We start from the raw sequence: 18,632 nt of genomic DNA, 5'->3' as shown, positions 1-18,632 counted from the left end.
TAACAGAAGCAACTACTACCCAAGAACCTCGCGACTTCAGTCGTGAGAGGTTCAGGAAATTCAATGTGGAATGGGAAGAACTGGAAAATTATTCGCTTATGAGAATTTTGATTTGGTGCCAGATATAGTTACAATTGCAAAATCTCTTGGTGGAGGAGTTCCAATCGGAGCTTGTTTGACAAAAGGGAAGGCAAATGATGTGCTAGTTCCTGGCGACCACGGTTCTACTTATGGTGGAAATCCGTTGGTCTGTGCAGTTGCAAATGCTGTTTTACACGAATTAATTGACAACAAATTAATTGAAAAAAATGTTGTGGAAAAAGGTCAATATTCTGTGGAAAAGTTAAATAAATTAAAAGAAAAATTTGATTTTATCGAAGAAATTCGTGGAAAAGGACTTCTTTTGGGAATAAAATTTAATGAAGAAAAAGTTTTGGCAAAAAATGTTGTTTCAAAAGCACTAGAAAATGGATTGCTACTAGTTGGAGCCGGAAATAATGTTGTAAGATTTTTTCCACCGTTTAATGTAACTAATGACGAGATTGACAAGGCTATTTCAATTTTAGAAAAAGTTTTGGAAACATTTTAATTTGAATAAGAAAGAAAAAATAAAAATTAAGGAGAAAATATGCTAAAAGGAAAATCATTTTTAAAACTATTAGATTTTACAACAGAAGAATTACAGTATTTACTGAACTTGGCGAAAAAATTAAAGGAAGATAAAAAAAATGGAACTGAGAAAAAAACAATGACTGGGAAAAATATTGCTTTGATTTTTGAAAAAACTTCTACTAGAACGAGATGTGCGTTTGAAGTTGGAGCCTATGATCAAGGTGCAAATGTTACTTACATCGGACCTTCCGTTTCACAAATCGGAAACAAGGAATCTATGGAAGACACAGCAAAAGTTCTCGGAAGATTCTATGACGGAATAGAATATAGAGGATACGGACAGGACCTTGTCGAAACATTATCCAAACATTCTGGAGTTCCTGTATGGAATGGACTTACAACCGAATTTCATCCAACACAAATTTTGGCAGATTTTTTAACAATTTTTGAGAAAAAAGGAAAATTAAAAGGAATAAAATTTGCATTTTTAGGTGACGGAAAAAATAATATGGCAAATTCTTTAATGATCGGAGCCGCTAAATTTGGGATGGATTTTAGAATTGTTGCTCCAAAAGAATATTTTCCAGATAAGGAACTGGCAGAAACTGCATTAAAATTGGCCGAAGAAAATGGAGGACGTATTTCATTTACAGATGATCGAATTGAAGGAGTAAAAGACGCAGATGTTATATATACTGATGTATGGGTATCAATGGGAGAACCAAAAGAAGTGTGGAAAGAGCGAATAAATAGACTTTCATATTATCAAGTAAACAGTGAACTTGTAAAATATGCAAAAAAAGATTATCTATTTATGCACTGTTTACCAGCGTTTCATGATTTAAATACAAAAGTTTCAAAGGAAATTGAAAATGAATATGGATTGAAGGAAATGGAAGTTACTGATGAAATATTTAGAAGTAAAAATTCTGTTGTATTTGATGAGGCAGAAAATCGTATGCATACGATAAAGGCTGTGATGGTGGCGACTTTAGGAGAGGGAGAATATCCTTTATAAATTTAGTTGCTTAATAGTTATTTTGTTTAAAAATAGATTAGTCAAGGTGTGATAATAATCTTCCCTTTCTAAAAAAAACTTAAAATATAATTTTTGATTTATCCTAAAAATACTTTACTCTGTCCATAAAATAAAAAAATTTGAAATAAATATATATATATGATATACTAAAAAAAGCAGTATACAAGCAATTTGAGAATATTAAAAATATAAAATATTGGGAGGAGTTTATGGATAATAATAAAATTAGCGAGCAGAAATCAATTGCAGGTTTAAAGGCTAATGCTGCCGCTTTTCTTATAAATTTGAGTTTTTTTACAATAATCGGAGGGCTGATAGTTCCAATTTTTGCATTGATTTTGGAAGATAAAAATAGTTTTGTAAGATCGTATGCAAAACAGACTTTGGCAATATCAGTTTTATTAATTGTTTCAGGAGTTCTAAATTTTATCATAATTGTTGGGAATATTTTATATATTGTAATTTTTGTAGTGTTAGCCATATTGCAAATTATTGCAACTGTTTCATCAATTTTGGAAAAAGAGTTTAAAATTCCTTATGTTGATAAAGTTATAAATCTTTTGTTTTTATATTAAATAAGCTTATACTATTTTTTGTTTGAATAAAAGTTGCATTTATTAAAAATCACAGTATTTTATTGTTAAATGAAAATATGATTTTTATCATTTTATTAATTATGCCAGAACGTTCACAACTTTAGTCGTGAGAAGTTCAGGGAAAATACACCAAATATAGATTGTTTAGGTGTATTTTTATTTTGTCGAAAAAAAACTACAACAGTTCACAAATTATAGTAAAAATGTTATAATGTTAAATGTATTCAAACTTGTGTTTTGTTATGCCGAATGGTAGAAATGTCTGGTAATAAGAATTTTAGTCAATGTGTTTATAAAAAAGGGAGAGAATGTTGAATATTACTTTATATAGAAAATATCGACCGCAGAATTTTGATGAAATTGCGGGGCAAGAATTTGTGCTAAGGGCTATTAAAAATTCCCTTAGGGAAAATAAGTTATCACATGCATATTTATTTACGGGTCCACGTGGTGTTGGTAAAACTACCATTGCGAGACTTATTGCAAAAGGTGTAAATTGTCTGAATAGTAAAAATGTTACAGATAATCCGTGTGGAAAATGTGAGAATTGCCGAGAAATTTCTTTGGGAATTTCGATGGATATGATTGAAATTGATGCGGCTTCCAATCGTGGGATTGATGAAATTCGGGAGTTAAAAGAAAAAATAAATTATCAGCCTGTTAAAGGAAGAAAAAAAATATATATAATTGATGAGGTTCATATGCTTACAAAAGAAGCATTTAACGCACTTTTAAAGACGCTGGAAGAACCGCCTTCACATGTTATATTTATTCTTGCAACAACAGAGATTGATAAAATTCCAGATACAGTTATTTCCAGATGTCAGCGATATGATTTTTTGCCAATTAGTAAAGAGGATATAAAAAAGTTGCTTCAGAATGTGGCTGAAAAAGAGAACATTAAAATTGATAACGCAAGTCTGGATTTGATTTATCGAAAATCTGAAGGGAGTGCAAGAGATAGTTTTTCCATTTTTGAGCAAGTTGTATCGAATTTTAATAATGAAGAGATTAATATAGAAAAAACTCAAAAGGCCTTGGGAGTAGTGCCTGATGTGATTTTGGAGGAATTTCTAGATTTAATAAAAAAAAGTGATAAAGAAAAGCTAGTTGATTTTATTGATAAAATTTGGGAAGATGGAATTGTAATTGAAACTTTTTTAAAGGATTTTTCTTATTATTTAAAGGAACAGTTTAAAAAGCAAACAGATTTATCGGTAAATTTTTTACTGGATACAATAAGTGCGATTTTTTTTACTTTGAATGAATTTAAATATGAAGAAGATAAAAGACTGCTTGGATATGTACTTGTTTATGAGCTTTATAAAAATCAGAAGAAAAATACAAATTCAAGTAATTCTGTTATTGATAAAAATTATATTAAAGATGTGTCAGACCATATTTATAAAAAAGTTATAGGTCAAATTTCAGAAAATTCAAAAATTATAAATTTAGATGTTACGGCTCAAAAAGATGAAATTAAAAAAACAAAACCAGAAAAGAGTTCCAAAAACTATGATATTTCAATTTTTTCTGCAAATTGGAGAAAAATACTTTTGGAAATAAAAAATGAAAGTGTAATGCTAGGAGCATTATCAATAGAAAGTAAACCAGATAGAGTAGAAGATGGAGTGCTTTTCATAAGATTTCCAAGTAATCAAAAATTTCATAGTGAACAGCTTATGATTCCAGAAAAAAAAATAAAAGTTGAAAAAATTATTAATCAGATTTGTAATTCAGATATTGAGATAAAGACTTTTTTTGAAAGTGATGATTTTCAAAATAAAGAAGATAAATTTTTGAAAGATGCAATAAAATTTTTTGATGGAGAAATTTTAGAAAAAAAATAAAAATATTAAATGAAATTGTTAGCAAAGAAAGGAATGGTAAATATGAAAGTTAAAGTAATTTTAAAAGAAAATATAAAAGGTGTAGGTAAAAAAGATGAAATTGTAGAAGTAAAAGATGGATATGCAAATAATTTTTTGTTAAATAAAAATAAAGCGATACTTGCAACACCTGAAAATATTAATAAATTAAAGGCAAGAAATGAAAAAATCCAAAAACATCATGATAGAGATGTAAAAAATGCCGAAGAATTAAAGAAAGTTTTGGCTACAAAGGAAATTGTTCTAAAAGTAAAGGCTGGGGAAAATAATAAGGTATTTGGTTCAATTAGTGCAAAGGAAATTGTGCAAGCTATAAAAGAACAGCTGGATATTGATATAGATAAAAAGAAAGTTTCAACAGATTCTAAAGTAAAGGAAATTGGACTGCATAATATTGAATTAAAGCTTCATTCAGAAGTAAAGGCTAACTTAAAAGTTAGAGTTGAAGCTAAATAATAAATTTTATTATGAATTATCTTGGACAATTATAAAAATAGAATCTATAAAATTAAATTGAGATTGGAAAGTGAGAAAATTGAAAAATGGGGTTATACGATGAAGATGGGAGAAATAGTGAGCCATATAGCATAGAGGCTGAAGAAGCGCTTCTTGGGTCTATCTTTATAAATCCTAATGTTATGGGAGATGTTGTTGATATTGTAACAGCTGAAGATTTTTATAAAAATAATTATAAGCTAATTTTTTCTGAAATGATAAATGCTTATAGTTCTGGAAAAATAATTGATACCCTTTTGATTATAGAATCTTTAAAAAAAAAGGAACTGATAGAAGAAGTTGGAGATGAAGATGTTATATATGATTTGACTGAAGTTGTACCAACTGCTGCAAATGCTATAAATTATGCCCAAATTATAAAAGATAAATCCATTCAGCGTCAGTTGATATCCATTGGAGAAAAAATTGTAAAAATGGCTACACGTGGATATGAGGAAACTAATGTAATGCTTGATAAATCTGAAAGTATGATTTTTAAAATTGCAGAATCCAAGCAAAAAAAGGAACTTGTAAAGTTATCTGAATTGGTTCAGACTAAAATAAAACTTTTAGATGAAAATTCAAAAAATGGAAAGATGACTGGTATTTCTTCAGGATTTAAAAGATATGACAGTATGACAAGCGGATTTCATGGATCTGATTTAATAATTCTTGCGGCACGTCCTGCAATGGGAAAAACTGCATTTGCATTGAATCTTGCAATAAATGTTGCAAAACAAGGTAAGGGAGTGCTTATATATAGTTTAGAAATGGGAAATGAGCAGTTATTTGACAGACTCGTGGCAAGTGAATCAAAAGTTAGGTTAAAGGCAATAAAGGATGGAACATTGACTTCGGAAGAGGTTGTAAATGTGGGAAACGGTCTCGGACGTCTTTCTGAAATGCCAATTTATATTTCAGATTCTGCAAGCGTGTCAATGCTGGAAATAAAAGCTAATGCAAGACGGCTAAAAGCTGAAGGAAAGTTAGATTTTATGCTAATTGATTATTTGCAGCTAATAAGCCCTTCGTCAAATTCAAGAAAAAGTCGTGAGCAGGAAATATCTGAAATTTCACGGTCATTAAAAATACTTGCCAAAGAGCTGAATATACCGATTGTAACACTTTCACAATTATCTCGTGGAGTAGAGCAAAGAGTTGATAAAAGACCAATTTTGTCAGATTTAAGGGAATCAGGAGCAATTGAACAGGATGCGGATATGGTAATGTTTTTATATCGTGAAAAATATTACAATAAAGATACAGCTACAGAAGTAAATAATGTAAATGTTCCAGATAAATACGTTAATAAATCGCAAAATTCATCAAAAGCCCAAGAAAATGAAAATGATAAAAAGAAAGAAATGGAAAAAGTTGAATTAATAATTGGAAAACATAGAAGCGGACCGACTGGTACGATAGAATTAGGATTTTTTGCAGATTATCAGCAATTTGTAAATGTTGTGGATGATAATTTTGTGCCACCTGAGGAATAAAAAATAAAAAAAAGAAAAGAATTAAGGAGAAAAAATTAAATAATGGAAACAAAAAAAAGAGTAGAATTATTAGCACCAGCTGGAAATATGGAAAAATTAAAGACTGCCTTTCATTTTGGAGCTGATGCGTGTTTTGTTGGAGGAAGTGCATTTAATTTAAGGGGAATGTCTTCAAACTTCAAAAATAAGGAATTAAAGGAAGCTGTGGATTATGTTCATAGTTTGGGGAAAAAAATATATGTAACTTTAAATATCTTTGCACATAATACAGAAATTGAATATATGCCAAGATTTATAAAAAAACTGGATGAATTTGGCGTGGATGCAGTAATTGTAGCTGATCTGGGAGTTTTTCAGATGGTTAGGGAGTATGCTCCAAATATGAAGATTCATGTAAGTACTCAGGCGAACAATACAAATTGGATGAGTGTAAAAACTTGGAAAGATTTGGGAGCAAAAAGAGTTATTTTGGCAAGGGAAATGTCACTTAAAGAAATCAAGACTATACGTGAAAAAGTGCCTGATGTGGAAATAGAGGTATTTATTCACGGGGCAATGTGTATGGCTTATTCTGGAAGATGCCTTTTAAGCAACTATTTTACAAATCGTGATGCAAATCGTGGGATCTGTGCTCAAGATTGCCGTTGGAATTATAAGGTTATTGCAGAAGGACATGAGGAAACTGGAGCACATGACATTGTAGAAAACGAAGAAGGAACATATATGTTTAATGCTAAAGACTTGTGTTCGATAGAATTTATTGATAAAATAATTGAAACAGGGGTAGATTCGTTAAAAATTGAAGGAAGAATGAAAAGTATCTATTATAACTCAACTGTTGTAAAACAATATAAAAGAGCATTAGATAATTATTATTCTGGAAATTATAAATATGACCCTGATTGGCTAGCTGAGCTTAAAACTATTAGTCATAGACAATATTCAAATGGATTTTATCTAGGGCCTACTTCTGAAAAGGATCAAAATTATGAAACTGGGCTGTCTTATAGCCAAACATATCGACTTGTTGCAAATGTCCTAGAAAAAGTTGATGTGAACAAGTATAAGATTCAAATAAGAAACAAAGTTTATGCAACTGAAACTTTGGAACTGGTACGTCCAATTGGAGATGCAATTAAATTTAAAGTAGAAAACTTTTTAAATACAAAAAATGAAGAATATCAAGAATATGTAAATCCAAATACAATCGCTATTATTGAAACAGATGTGGAAATGGGACCAATGGATCTTATTAGAATAAAGTTACCTGAAGGGCAATCAGATAGTGATATGGATACATCAGAATTTTAATTATATTAAATAAAAAATTAATTATAATTTTAACGTAAAAAAAGCATTGTGGATAAAAACCGCTATTTTTTAATCAAAACTAAACTATTTATTTATTGAAAATTGTTTTAAAAAAAAGATAAAATACTATACAAATCAAAAAAAATGAGTTATAATTAATTATAAGGTTAAGTTTTTGTTTTGTAAAAATTTTGAAATTAAATTCGTCTAATAATTTGTTAGATAAAATATAAAAATAAAAAATTTTTCGGAATAAAAAATAAAAAAACAGAAATAGAAGTGGAGATAATTATGAGAGAAAAAATATTAGTAATCGAAGATGATCCTAAAATTTCAAGATTACTTGAAATTGAATTAAAATTTGAAGGATTTGATGTATTTTTTGCATATGATGGTAAAGAAGGATTAAATATGGCTAAATATGGTTCGTATGACATTATTCTTTTGGATGTAATGCTTCCTAAAATGAGTGGAATGGAAGTTTGTAAAAGAATAAGAGAAACTTCACAAGTGCCTATTATTATGCTTACAGCTAAAGATGAAATTAGTGATAAGGTAGTTGGATTTGATTATGGGGCAGATGACTATATGACAAAGCCATTTTCAAATGAAGAATTGCTTGCCAGAATAAAAGCTCTTCTTAGAAGAACTAAAAAATCTGTTGTTCATAAAGGAATATTTGAATTTGAAGATTTGACGATTAACTACTCTACTTATGAAGTGTTTAGAGATTATGGAAAGAATCTTATTCAGCTTTCAAAAAGAGAATTTGAATTGCTTGACTTTTTAGTATTAAATAAAGGAATTGTTTTATCAAGAGATAAAATTTTGGAAGAAGTTTGGGGATTTGATTATATTGGAAATGACAATATCCTTGACTTGTATATTAAATATTTAAGAGATAAAATTGACAAGCCTTATGAAAGAAAATTTATTCAAACTGTAAGAGGAATTGGATTTATTTTTAAATAAGGAGTAAAAAATGAAAAATTTAAAATTAGAAGATCGTATTTCGGCAAATTACGCTCTTCTATTTTTGGTATTAATATTAGTTTCTAATATTATTTTGGTTTATTCGCTTCAAAGGCAGTCAAATAAAGTACTTGAGGATTCTGCTAGTGGAAAGCTGGAAGAAATAAACAGCTTTTTAGATAAAGTTGGAATTTTTTCAGATAAAACAAATGTGCTTACACTTGATTTTAACCCTGAAATTATCGAAGGAAAGAAAGTAATTCACGTAAAACCATTTAATCCAGGAGAAGACAATTATTTATATGTTTTGGAAATAAAGCAAAATAAAGATTCAGTAATTCCAATTAATACAATTGGTGATACAGATACTGAAGAGGCTTCTATGACTAACGAGAAAATGGTTGAACTGCTTGAAAGTTTTCATTTAAAAGATAATACTTCAAACGGAAAAGTAATAAATATAGAAAAGAATAAATATTTTGTATTTAAGGTAAGTCGTGTAATAAAAAATTATAAATTTAATATTTATACTTTAAAGAATGTTACAAATGAAAACAAAATTTATAAAAGACTGGAATATCTTGTTATTTTATTTACAATAATCGGAGTTGTCATAACAATCATTGTTTCAAAAATAATGAGTCGAAGAATCTTAAAACCAATCAATAATGTAATAAAAACAGCAAAAAGCATCTCAACAGATGACTTGAGCAAGAGAATAGAAATACCAAAAGAGGAAGATGAATTACAAAATCTGACGCTTATTATAAACGAAATGTTAGATAGGCTGGAAACATCATTTGAAAATCAAAAAAAATTCGTATCAGACGCTTCACATGAATTACGGACACCACTTGCTATAATAAAAGGTTATGCAGAGATTATACGAAAACGTGGAACTACGGACATTGACATATTTGTAGAATCAATTGATTCGATAATTAGTGAAACTGATAATATGCGTAATTTAATACAAAAATTATTATTTTTAGCTAAAGGTGAAATTACAAAAATTAATACAAAATTTGTAGACATTGACGCAAATGAAATGGTTCATCAAATTCATTCTGATACAGTAGTTTCTAACAAAACTCATAATTTTCATTTGGAAATGGGAGAGAATTACAAAATTAAAGGTGATGAAACATTGCTACAGCAGGCAATTAGAGCCTTAATTGAAAATGCTACAAAATATTCAGAGCCAAATACAAATATTTACATAAAATCTTTCATAAAAGATGGATTTGGACGGATTTCAATTAGAGATGAAGGAGTTGGAATTTCTGAGGAAGATGCAAAAAGAATCTTTGATAGATTTTACAGAGTAGATTTATCAAGAACAAAGGCTACAGGTGGAACTGGACTAGGACTTGCGATAGTCAAGCGAATCGTAGAAATTCATAACGGAAAAATCGAAATTGATTCTAAAATGAATGAAGGTACAGAAATTTCAATAGTTTTGCCTATTGGAGGTGCTGTTGTAAATTCGCAGGAAGAAATTAGTAAAAATTTAAAAAAAGAAAAATCTGAGAGAAAAAAGAACATTTTTGGATTTTTAAAGAAAAAAAATAAAAAAGAGAATAGAAAATTAGAAAATAGAAAGGGAAAATGATGGCTAGAAAATATTTTGGAACTGATGGAATGAGAGGAGAAGCCAACAAGGACTTGACAATTGATTTGGTTACGAGCTTGGGGCTGGCTCTTGGATATTATTTAAAAAAACATAGAAAAAAAGCTGGGAAACCTAAAATTATTCTTGGAACTGATACAAGAATTTCAGGATATATGATCCGTTCGGCACTTACAGCAGGATTAAATTCTATGGGTGTAAATATTGATTTTGTTGGGGTGCTTCCAACCCCTGGAGTTTGTTATTTGACTAGAAAATTAAAAGCTGATGCAGGAATTATGATCTCAGCTTCACACAATCCTGTAAAGGACAACGGAATAAAAATATTTAGTCAAAATGGTTATAAATTGCCTGATGCAGTTGAGGAAAAATTAGAAGAATTGATGGAAAAAAAAGATAAACTTTTAAAGTATCAAGTTGCAGGAGATGATCTTGGTACATTTAAATATGTAGAAGATGATATGAAAATCTATTTAGATTACTTGACTTCTACAGTAAAAACTAATTTTTCAAAATTAAGAATTGTAATTGATACTGCAAATGGTGCGGCTTATAGGGTAGCTTCAAAAGTTTTTCAAAATTTAGGTGCAGATGTTGTTGTAATTAATAATATTCCAAATGGAAAAAATATTAATGTAAACTGCGGATCTACACATCCAGAGCTTCTTCAGGAAGTAGTTAAAGTTTACAAGGCTGATTTGGGACTTGCCTATGATGGAGATGCCGACAGATTAATTGCTGTTGACAATACGGGAGCTATCATAAATGGAGATCTGATTATTGCAATTATTGCAGAATATATGCAACATAGAGGGCTTTTAAATGATAATAAGGTTGTAACTACAGTTCTAAGTAATATGGGATTTGAAAAATATTTAGATGAAAAGGGGATTGGTCTAATTCGTGCAAATGTTGGTGATAGATATGTTCTTGAAAAAATGAAGGAATATGGACTAAATATTGGTGGAGAACAATCTGGACATATTTTAATGCTTGATTATAATACAACTGGAGACGGAGTATTGTCATCAATTCAGCTAGTTGCGGCTATTTTAGAAAGCGGAAAGACTTTGCATGAACTTGTAAAAGATATTAAATTATGGCCACAAGATTCAAAAAATATTTTAGTTGCAAAAGAGAAAAAGGCAACTTGGGAAACAAATAAGGAATTAATTGACTTTATTAAGGCAAAAGAGAAAGAAATTGCTGGAAAAGGTAGAATCCTTGTAAGAGCTTCTGGAACAGAATCTTTAATAAGAGTAATGGTTGAAGCTGAAAGTCAAGAAACTGTGGATAAATATGTGGAAGAGTTGAGTAAAAAAGTGGAAGAAACTCTTTGTTAATGAACGATAAAAAAAGAATAAAAAATAATTATGAAACTGGGATTTTTTTCTCAGTTTTTTTATTTTATAAGAATATAGTAATTTTGAAATGTATTATACTGTTTCTCATTTAAATAGCAGATTTTTTTTATCAAGGGAGCTTGACTCTTTGTCAATGAATAAAACAAAAAAAGACTATTTCATGTTGAAATAGTCTAATTTTCTAAACTTATTTAAGTTTTGTATTTATATTTATCTCATTATAATTTAAATAATAAGTCAGTATATGTTGGGAATTTCCATAAGTCTTTATCAATAACTTTTTCTAGATTATCGCAAGGAACTCTTAATGCTTCAAGTCCTGATACTAATTTTTCTTTTGCTAAATCAGTTTGTTTAGGAAGATCTTCTTCATTTGAAACCCTTGTAATTTCTTTTTCAAGCGATTTTGTTTCTTTTCTTAGTGCTGTTACATTTGACAAAACATCTTTTAACAATTCTTCCTGTTCTTTTATAAAGGCTTTTCCGTATTTTGAATTTTTTTCAATATGGTCTGCCAATAAATTTGCAAATTTTAGAGCTGATGGCAAGATGTTTTTGTTTACGATATCAATTAATGTTCTTGATTCGATACTAAGCTGTTTTACGTATCTTTCAGCATAGGCATTGTATCTTGCTTCTGATTCTTGTTCTGAAAGCATTCCTATTTCATTTACTAATTTTAGAATTTCTGGGTCAACCATTTTTCTAAGTGCTGTGTTTGCAGAAACTTCGTTTGTAAGCCCTCTTCTCTTGGCTTCTTTAACCCATTCTTCACTGTATCCGTTTCCATTAAAGATAATTCTGTGATGCTTTTTATAAGCATTTGCAATAATTTCATTTATTGCTTTTGGTAATGTCTTTTCTGTTGCCTTTTCCAATTTGTCAGCATATTCAGACAAAACTTTTCCAACTGCTGCATTAATTACTGCCGCTGTTGTTGCTGGAGTTGAGCTTGAACCTGGCATTCTAAATTCAAATTTGTTTCCAGTAAATGCAAATGGTGAAGTTCTGTTTCTATCTCCTGAATCCATACTAAATGTTGGAAGTACGTCAACTGACAAGTTTACTTCTGAAGCTTCTGACACAGGTGCATCTTTTTTGTTGGCAATATTATCTAAAATTGTTGTTAATTCTTCACCTAAGAAAATTGAAATAATTGCTGGAGGTGCTTCATGTCCTCCAAGTCTATGGTCGTTTGTTGCAGTTGCAGTCGCATATCTTAACATTGGATAGTATCTGTCAACAGCTTCAATTACTGCAGATGTAAAAATTAAAAATTCTGTATTTGTCTTAGGATCTTTTCCAGGACTGAATAAATTTTTTCCGTCATCTGTTCCAAGTGACCAGTTGTTATGTTTTCCTGAACCATTTACTCCGTCAAAAGGTTTTTCGTGAAGCAATGCGACTAATCCATGTTTTAATGCAGTTTTTTCAATTGTTTCCATTATAATCTGGTTCTGGTCTGAAGCCAGATTTGCTACTGAAAATAATGGAGCTACTTCAAATTGATTTGGTGCAACTTCATTATGTCTAGTTTTTGACGGAACTCCTAATTTCCACAATTCTACATCAACATCACTCATAAAGTTAATTACTTTATCTTTAATTTTTCCAAAATAATGATCATTTAATTCTTGACCTTTTGGTGCTGGAGCTCCAAACAGAGTTCTACCAGTAAGAAGTAAGTCATCTCTTTTTTCAAATAGCTCTTTTTTTACTAAAAAATATTCTTGTTCTACTCCAAGTGTATTAAATACATGTTTTGAGGTTGTATTCCCTAATGCTCTTAGAACTCTTAAAGACTGTTCACTTATATATTTCATTGTTCTTAACAAAGGAACTTTTTTATCTAGTGCTTCACCTGTAAATGAAATGAATGCAGTTGGAATATATAATGTAACTCCATTTTTATTTTCTCTTATAAATGGATATGAACTTGTGTCCCAAATAGTGTATCCTCTTGCTTCAAATGTGCTACGAAGTCCACCATTCGGAAATGATGAGGCGTCAGGTTCACCTTTTATCAGATTGCTTCCTGAAAATTTATAAATTAATTCTTCACTTTCAGTTGGTTCCAAAAATGAATCGTGTTTTTCAGCTGTTAAGTCTGTTAATGGCTGAAACCAGTGGCAGTAGTGAGTTGCCCCTCTTTTAGTTGCCCAATCTTTTATTGCGTTTGCGATTACTTCTGCAGCTTCTTTTGATAATTCTGTTTTTCCTAATTGTGATGCTTTAAATTCTTTGAAAACTTCTTTAGAAACTCTTTTTTTAAGGTTGCTGTCTCTGAAGACGTTTTCACCAAAACTTTTCATAGCATTTTCCATAAATTTACCTCTTTTCTAATTTCTAAGATCTTTATTTTTTCAAAGATTGAAAATGTGCTAAATTTAACTCTGATTTTATATAGTTTCCGAACAAGTCTGTTAAAATGCACTTTTTTCAAAATTTTCCAAAATTTTTCATAGGCTTATTATACAATGTGTAAAATCATAAGTCAAATAAAAATTTTTGGAGTATTTTACTGGAAAAAAAATCTCTAAAATCAATATTTATAGTATTTTTAGCTGTTTTATAAAGCTAAATACTTTGATATTCAAATTTTATTTTATGTTTGCAAAATGGGTATGTGAAATGTATAATTGGTTCATTAAGGTTATGATATTTTTAATTTGAAAAATATTTCATGAAAAATCTAAAACATTGGAGGTACAGACTTTGGATAATAACATTCAAAATGTAAAATTTCAAAAATGCGAGCTTTCTAAAAAGTCACTTTATGAGCCGTATTTTGAAAAAGACAACTGCGGTATGGGATTTATCGCAAATATTGACAACAAGAAAAGTAATCACATAGTGAAAGATGGAATTAGAATTTTGGCTGGATTGGAGCATAGAGGAGCTGAAGGCTACGATTCAGAAACTGGAGATGGAGCTGGACTTTTATTTGAAGTGCCACACGAATTTTTTTTAGAAATAGTTACCGATCTTCCAGAATTTGGAGATTATGGAGTTGCCAACATATTTTTTCCGACTATAGAGGAAGAGTTTAAAAAAATAAAGGCTATTATTGAAGAAACTGTGAAGAACTCAAAAGACAAAATCCTAACTTGGAGAGAAGTTCCTGTTAAAAAGGATGCTGTAGGGATTCAAGCACAGTCTACAATGCCGTCTGTCTGGCAACTTTTTATAAAAAGAGTAAATTCTTCAAAAGAGGATTTTGAAAAAAATCTTTACATTCTAAGAAGAAAAATTGAAAATTCTGTAAAAAAAGCAGATTGTGATACAGAAGATAAATTCTATATAACAAAATTATCTTCTAAATCAATTGTTTATAAAGGTCTAGTTAAGCCTGACCAAATTGAAAACTTTTATATTGACTTGCAATCAGATAAACTTTTAAGTTCATATTGCCTTGTTCACCAAAGATTCAGTACAAACACTTTTCCTGCATGGAAACTTGCTCACCCATTCAGATTTTTGGCACATAATGGGGAAATTAATACAGTAAAAGGTAATGTAAACTGGATGAAAGCTAGAGAAATTGCACTTTCATCACCTAATTATGAAGATATAAAAGAGCTGTTCCCTATAAATGACAAAGAATGGTCAGATTCAGCTAACCTTGATGCTGTCATAGAACTGCTTGTATTTTCAGGAAAAACTTTAATGGAAGCAATTTCAATTTTAGTTCCTGCAGCTTGGGAAAAGGATCATACAAAATCTGAAGATTTAAAAGCATTTTATGACTACTATTCAGGACTGATGGAACCTTGGGACGGACCTGCTGCGATGATTATGACAGATTCTAGATATTTGGTTGCAAAACTGGATAGAAACGGTCTTAGACCGCTTAGATATATCTTAACTGATGACAATCAGATGCTAGTTGGTTCAGAAGTTGGAACTTTGCCAATTAAACCTGAAACTATTGTTAAGAGCGGAAGAGTTAAACCAGGGAAAGTCTTTGTAATTGACCTGGAAAAGAAAAAATTGTATAGTGACGATGAAGTTAATGAAAAAGTTTTAAATGGAACAGATTTTAAAAAGTTAATTAAAGATAAGAAGAATGTCAGCGACTTGATGAAAGAATCTAGCTTTGATTACAAAAAATCTAGCGATTTAGATGACATTTATAATAAATTAAAATTATTTAGCTATTCAAGGGAAGACTTGCACATATTGATTTCAAGAATGGCTATAACTGGACAAGAGCCTCTTGGTTCAATGGGAAATGATGCGGCTCTTTCTATTTTTTCTGAAAAACCGAAACTGCTTTACAGCTATTTCAAGCAACTTTTTGCTCAAGTGACAAATCCTCCGATTGATTCAATTAGAGAAAATTTTGTTATGTCGCTTAGAACTCAGCTTTACAGAAAAGCAAATATTCTGGAAAAAGATTCTGAAGCTGGACAAACTGTAGTTTTAGATTCTCCAATCGTGGACAATAAAACTATGGAATTTTTGAAAAATTATGAAAGAAATGGTAAGAAACCTGCTGTTTTGGATATGACTTTCAAACCATCTGAAAACTTGGAAGAAAGACTGGATAAAATATTTAAGCTTGCTGAAGATGCGATTGACAGCGGAGTGAAATCAATTATTTTATCTGACAGAAATGCTGATACTGAAAATGTGGCAATTCCAGCTTTACTTGCAGTATCTGGACTTCATCACTATTTAATTAAAAATAAAAAACGAAATGAAATTGATATTTTAGTAGAAACTGGAGAAGCTAGGGAAATTATGCATTTTGCATTGCTGATTGGATACGGTGCAACTGCGATTAATCCTTACTTGGCACTTGATTCAATTGAATATATGGTAAAAAATAAACTTTACTTGAATGCCGATGAATCTGAAATAAAAGATTTGCAATATAACTATTTAAAAGCTCAGAAAAAATCAATCTTGAAAACTATGTCAAAAATGGGAATTTCAACTGTTGACAGTTACAGAGGAGCACAAATTTTTGAAGCTGTTGGATTATCAACTGAATTAGTTAAAAAATATTTCACAGGAACTGTTTCAAGAATCGAAGGACTTACAATTAAAACATTGGAAGATGAAGTGTTAAATAACTTTGATGATGCTATTGATTCAATCAATCTTGGTGCTGAAGCACTTTATGTAGATGGAGAATATTCTTGGATGAAGGAAGGAACAAACAGAATCTTAACTCCTGATGCGATTGCAAAAGTCCAAGATGCAGCAAAGAGAGATGATTACAATACTTATAAGGAATTTGCAAAAATTGTAAATGACCAAAGTCAGCATTTGCTTACAATAAGAGGAATGCTAAAATTCCATTCTGATAGAAAACCTGTTTCAATTGACGAAGTTGAGCCAGTTGAAGCAATTATGAGAAGATTTGTTACTGGAGCAATGTCATTTGGATCAATCTCAAAAGAAGCTCACGAAGCGATTGCAAGAGCGTTAAATACAATTGGTGGTCGTTCTAACTGCGGAGAAGGTGGAGAAGATCCTAAAAGATTTTTGGATAACAGAAGAAGTGCTACAAAGCAAATTGCATCTGGAAGATTTGGAGTTACAACTGATTACTTAGTAAATGCCGATGAATTGCAAATTAAGATGGCTCAAGGGGCAAAACCTGGAGAAGGTGGACAATTACCTGGATTTAAAGTAAATAAAGAAATTGGTGCTACTCGTCATACAACGCCTGGAATTAGCTTGATTTCACCACCACCACACCACGATATTTACTCAATCGAAGATTTAGCACAATTGATTTTTGACTTGAAAAATGTAAATGAAAAAGCTAGAATTAGTGTTAAATTAGTGTCTGAAGCTGGAGTTGGAGTCGTTGCTTCTGGAGTTGCAAAAGCAAAATCTGAAATGATTTTAATTTCTGGACATGACGGAGGAACTGGAGCATCCCCTCTATCTTCAATTAAACATGCTGGATTACCTTGGGAATTAGGACTTTCTGAAGCTCACCAAATTTTAAAAGAACACAAATTGAGAAGCAGAGTTACTCTTCAAGTTGATGGAAAACTAAAAACTGGTAGAGATTTAGTAATCGGAGCGATTTTAGGAGCTGAAGAATTTGGATTTGCGACAATGCCGCTTGTAATTTTAGGATGTATTATGATGAGAAAATGTCATACAAATATGTGTCCAGTTGGAGTTGCAACTCAATCTGAAGAACTTCGTAAGAAATTTACTGGACAATATGAAAATATTATCAGATACTTTAGATTTATTTCACAAGAAGCAAGAGAAATTATGGCTGAACTTGGAGTTACACAGCTTAACGAATTAATCGGAAAAGCTGATGAATTTTTAGAAGTCAACAAAGTTTCAAACTTGGAAAAAGTTAAAAATGTAAATCTTGAAAAAATTCTTTATACTGACAAGAACAGCGAAAGCTCGAATGTAAAAACTCAAAATCAAAACTTTAAAATGGAAGATATTCTTGACAGAAAGTTAATTAAACTTGCAAAAGCAACTTTTGAAAGTGATAAGAATAATGTTGCAAAAACTGTAATTAATGAAAAAGTAGAAAACTTTAATAGAAGCCTTGGAGCTATGTTAAGTGGAGAAGTGGCTAGAACATTTGGTGGCTACATGCTTGAAGATGATACAATTACACTAAACTTGGAAGGAATTGGTGGACAAAGTTTTGGAGTGTTTGGAGCAAAGGGAATTACATATAATTTGACTGGACAATCTAATGACTACATCGGAAAAGGATTATTTGGAGCAAAAATTATAATTAAAAAACCTGAAGTTTCTAAATACGAAGCAGATAAAAATATAATTGGAGGAAATGCCATTTTATATGGTGCTATCAAAGGAGAAGCCTATTTTAACGGAGTTGTTGGAGAACGGTTCTGTGTTAGAAACTCTGGAGCGGTTGCTGTTGTAGAAGGTGTTGGAGATCACGGTTGTGAATATATGACTGGAGGTCGTGCTATTGTTCTGGGAGAAACTGGGAAAAACTTTGCTGCCGGAATGAGCGGTGGAATTGCTTATGTTTATGATAAAAACAATACTTTTGAGCAAAACTTGAATAAAGAAATGGTTGAACTTGATTCACTTAATGATGTTTATGAAAACGAAATAAAAATTTATGTAGAAAAACACTTTAAGTATACAGGAAGTGTTGTTGCAAAAGAAATTTTAAACAACTGGAACACTGAAAAACAAAACTTTAAAGTTGTTATTGCACCTGAATTTAAAGAAATATTTGAGAGAGGTGAGGCTTAGA

Annotated in this window: 12 protein-coding genes; 11 read left to right on the top strand and 1 reads right to left on the bottom strand. The window is 30.5% G+C overall.

The window, feature by feature from the left end:
- Positions 1–58 precede the first annotated feature (58 nt).
- From ACO409_RS01355 to glmM, 10 genes are all read left to right on the top strand, one after another.
- A complete protein-coding gene (locus ACO409_RS01355; RefSeq protein ID WP_485554112.1) occupies positions 59–589 on the top strand; it encodes an aspartate aminotransferase family protein in 531 nt (176 codons plus the stop codon).
- 39 nt (positions 590–628) lie between these two features.
- Positions 629–1,630: an ornithine carbamoyltransferase gene (gene argF / locus ACO409_RS01350; protein WP_485554109.1), complete on the top strand. Its 1,002-nt coding sequence runs from the start codon at positions 629–631 to the stop codon at positions 1,628–1,630.
- A gap of 230 nt (positions 1,631–1,860) precedes the next feature.
- Complete coding sequence (locus ACO409_RS01345; protein ID WP_485554107.1) at positions 1,861–2,226, top strand: magnetosome magnetite crystal formation protein family; 366 nt, start codon at positions 1,861–1,863, stop codon at positions 2,224–2,226.
- 329 nt (positions 2,227–2,555) lie between these two features.
- Entirely contained in the window at positions 2,556–4,097 is a 1,542-nt protein-coding gene (gene dnaX / locus ACO409_RS01340; RefSeq protein ID WP_485554105.1) for a DNA polymerase III subunit gamma/tau, read from the top strand.
- A gap of 42 nt (positions 4,098–4,139) precedes the next feature.
- Positions 4,140–4,592, top strand: coding sequence for a 50S ribosomal protein L9 (gene rplI / locus ACO409_RS01335; RefSeq protein WP_485554104.1), 453 nt, complete (start codon positions 4,140–4,142; stop codon positions 4,590–4,592).
- An 86-nt stretch (positions 4,593–4,678) separates the two neighbouring features.
- Entirely contained in the window at positions 4,679–6,127 is a 1,449-nt protein-coding gene (gene dnaB, locus ACO409_RS01330; protein ID WP_485554102.1) for a replicative DNA helicase, read from the top strand.
- A gap of 42 nt (positions 6,128–6,169) precedes the next feature.
- Positions 6,170–7,438 carry a peptidase U32 family protein gene (locus ACO409_RS01325; RefSeq protein WP_485554101.1) on the top strand — a complete coding sequence of 423 codons (1,269 nt, stop codon included), beginning with the start codon at positions 6,170–6,172 and terminating at the stop codon, positions 7,436–7,438.
- A gap of 291 nt (positions 7,439–7,729) precedes the next feature.
- Positions 7,730–8,410: a response regulator transcription factor gene (locus ACO409_RS01320; protein ID WP_314394316.1), complete on the top strand. Its 681-nt coding sequence runs from the start codon at positions 7,730–7,732 to the stop codon at positions 8,408–8,410.
- Positions 8,411–8,420: 10 nt separating this feature from the next.
- Entirely contained in the window at positions 8,421–10,022 is a 1,602-nt protein-coding gene (locus ACO409_RS01315; protein ID WP_485554100.1) for a sensor histidine kinase, read from the top strand.
- Positions 10,022–11,383 carry a phosphoglucosamine mutase gene (gene glmM, locus ACO409_RS01310; protein ID WP_485554110.1) on the top strand — a complete coding sequence of 454 codons (1,362 nt, stop codon included), beginning with the start codon at positions 10,022–10,024 and terminating at the stop codon, positions 11,381–11,383. Before ACO409_RS01315 ends, glmM begins: the two co-directional genes overlap by 1 nt.
- Before the next feature lie 239 nt (positions 11,384–11,622).
- Here glmM and ACO409_RS01305 read toward each other — a convergent pair whose 3' ends face one another.
- On the bottom strand, positions 11,623–13,728 hold the full coding sequence (locus ACO409_RS01305) for a glutamine synthetase III family protein (RefSeq protein ID WP_485554098.1): 2,106 nt from the start codon (positions 13,726–13,728) through the stop codon (positions 11,623–11,625).
- A 391-nt stretch (positions 13,729–14,119) separates the two neighbouring features.
- Here ACO409_RS01305 and gltB point away from each other — a divergent pair, with 391 nt between their 5' ends.
- Complete coding sequence (gene gltB, locus ACO409_RS01300) at positions 14,120–18,631, top strand: glutamate synthase large subunit (RefSeq protein ID WP_485554097.1); 4,512 nt, start codon at positions 14,120–14,122, stop codon at positions 18,629–18,631.
- Position 18,632 lies beyond the last annotated feature (1 nt).

The organism is Leptotrichia sp., assembly GCF_057270615.1.
Note: the sequence above shows the minus strand (reverse complement) of the source record. Positions and strands in the feature narration are given on the sequence as shown.

Excerpts from the sequence above, each read along its gene's own strand:
- ACO409_RS01320 (WP_314394316.1), top strand. The coding sequence starts at position 7,730 with ATGAGAGAAAAAATATTAGTAATCGAAGATGATCCTAAAATTTCAAGA.
- ACO409_RS01345 (WP_485554107.1), top strand. The coding sequence starts at position 1,861 with ATGGATAATAATAAAATTAGCGAGCAGAAATCAATTGCAGGTTTAAAG.
- dnaX (WP_485554105.1), top strand. The coding sequence starts at position 2,556 with ATGTTGAATATTACTTTATATAGAAAATATCGACCGCAGAATTTTGAT.
- rplI (WP_485554104.1), top strand. The coding sequence starts at position 4,140 with ATGAAAGTTAAAGTAATTTTAAAAGAAAATATAAAAGGTGTAGGTAAA.
- ACO409_RS01315 (WP_485554100.1), top strand. The coding sequence starts at position 8,421 with ATGAAAAATTTAAAATTAGAAGATCGTATTTCGGCAAATTACGCTCTT.
- ACO409_RS01305 (WP_485554098.1), bottom strand. The coding sequence starts at position 13,728 with ATGGAAAATGCTATGAAAAGTTTTGGTGAAAACGTCTTCAGAGACAGC.
- glmM (WP_485554110.1), top strand. The coding sequence starts at position 10,022 with ATGGCTAGAAAATATTTTGGAACTGATGGAATGAGAGGAGAAGCCAAC.
- argF (WP_485554109.1), top strand. The coding sequence starts at position 629 with ATGCTAAAAGGAAAATCATTTTTAAAACTATTAGATTTTACAACAGAA.
- ACO409_RS01325 (WP_485554101.1), top strand. The coding sequence starts at position 6,170 with ATGGAAACAAAAAAAAGAGTAGAATTATTAGCACCAGCTGGAAATATG.
- dnaB (WP_485554102.1), top strand. The coding sequence starts at position 4,679 with ATGGGGTTATACGATGAAGATGGGAGAAATAGTGAGCCATATAGCATA.